General features: G+C 68.7%; 2 protein-coding genes and 1 pseudogene. All 3 read right to left on the reverse strand.

Going from position 1 to position 1334, the window contains the following annotated elements:
• Nucleotides 1-396: histidine phosphatase family protein (locus ACSFA3_RS23640; protein ID WP_435507855.1), on the reverse strand; the 396-nt coding region annotated here is incomplete at its 3' end.
• Nucleotides 397-415: 19 nt separating this feature from the next.
• On the reverse strand, nt 416-1033 hold the full coding sequence (locus ACSFA3_RS23645) for a DUF4136 domain-containing protein (RefSeq protein ID WP_093056161.1): 618 nt from the start codon (nt 1031-1033) through the stop codon (nt 416-418).
• Between the two features lie 45 nt (nt 1034-1078).
• Nucleotides 1079-1334 (reverse strand): annotated as a pseudogene (locus tag ACSFA3_RS23650) (tRNA 2-thiocytidine(32) synthetase TtcA); the annotation flags it as partial.

Here is a 1334-nt window from a genome sequence, read left to right on the forward strand (position 1 = left end):
CACGCGATCGCGGAACACCAGCAGGCTCTCGCCGCCCTCGGGTTCGAATTCGGGGTCGCGCTCGCGCCAGAGCTTGGCCTGCACCGGCAGCGTGGCTTCGATCTCGGCAAAGCTCAGGCCCTCGAAATGTCCGAAGGCCCGCTCGCGCAGGCGCGGCTCGGGCTGTACGGCCAGGCCATGTGGCTTGGCGATTTCCTCGGCGGTCTGCCAGGCGCGAGACAGGTCGCTGGCGTAGACGACGCCAATCGGCTCGTCAGCCAGCGCACCGCCGGCGCGCCGTGCCTGCCAGAGTCCGGTCTCGTTGAGCCCGATGTCGAGTTGCCCCTGGATGCGGGTGTCGACGTTCCAGGCGGTTTCGCCGTGGCGAACGGCGATCAGGCGGGTGGCGTCTTCCATTCGCGGGCTTCTAGAAGCGCTACTTTTTGGCCGTCGACAGCTCGATGTTGACCCGGCGCTCGCCCTGCGGCGGGTTCGGAAAGCCCTGCAGCGCGGCCTGGAACATCACCGGCAGGATCGCCGCGCTCGAGGTGTAGGGGCCGTCGTTGCGGGCGCGGGTTTCGTAGACCACGCGGTTGGAGCCCACCTCGCGCAGCACCACGCTCACCTCGCGCTCGTACCAGGGGTTGGCCGGCGGCGCGAACGCCGGGCCGCCATACCAGCCGCCGCCGTACCAGCGCCGGCCGTAGTAGCCATAGCCGCCGTAGCCATAACCCCAGGGGCCGTTGTAGAGCCACGGATCGGCCCAGGGCGAGAGGCCGGCCGTCACGCGTGCGCCGATCTGCGCGGTGTACTGGGGCTTGGCGTCGTCGCGGCGCAGGCCGACCTTGTCGAGCGCCGCGGCGGCCATGGCTTCGAGCGATTCCTGCCGCGCGCCGTCGGCCTGCTGCGAGGGCAGGCGGTCGAAGCGGTAGGTGGCTCCGGGCGCCACGGTGCCGGGGGAGGCAAAGCTCTTGACGTCGCTGTCGACCACCCAGGAGGTGGCGCAACCCGTCAGGCTTGCTGCAAGAAGAAGAGCAGAGAACGCAAGTTTCATGAGGGTCTCCGGGCGCAAAGCCCAAAATTCCCCTGGGTTGCCCGGTCAGCCCTGGACGATGCGCAGGGCGGCAGGTGCCTGGGAGAGCAGATCGAAGGAGGGGGTGTCGAAGGCCTTGTCGCCGTCGTCATCCGCCACGCCGGTCGCCTTCAGACCCTTGAAGTCGTGCCGCGTTCCGTCGAGCAGGTGCGAAGGCACCACGTTCTGCAGCGCGGTGAACATGTTCTCCACGCGGCCGGGGTACTTCTTGTCCCACTCGCGCAGCATTTCGCCGACCTGCTTGCGCTGCAGGTTTTCCTGG

The organism is Variovorax glucosi, assembly GCF_051216695.1.
Lineage (GTDB): Bacteria > Pseudomonadota > Gammaproteobacteria > Burkholderiales > Burkholderiaceae_C > Variovorax.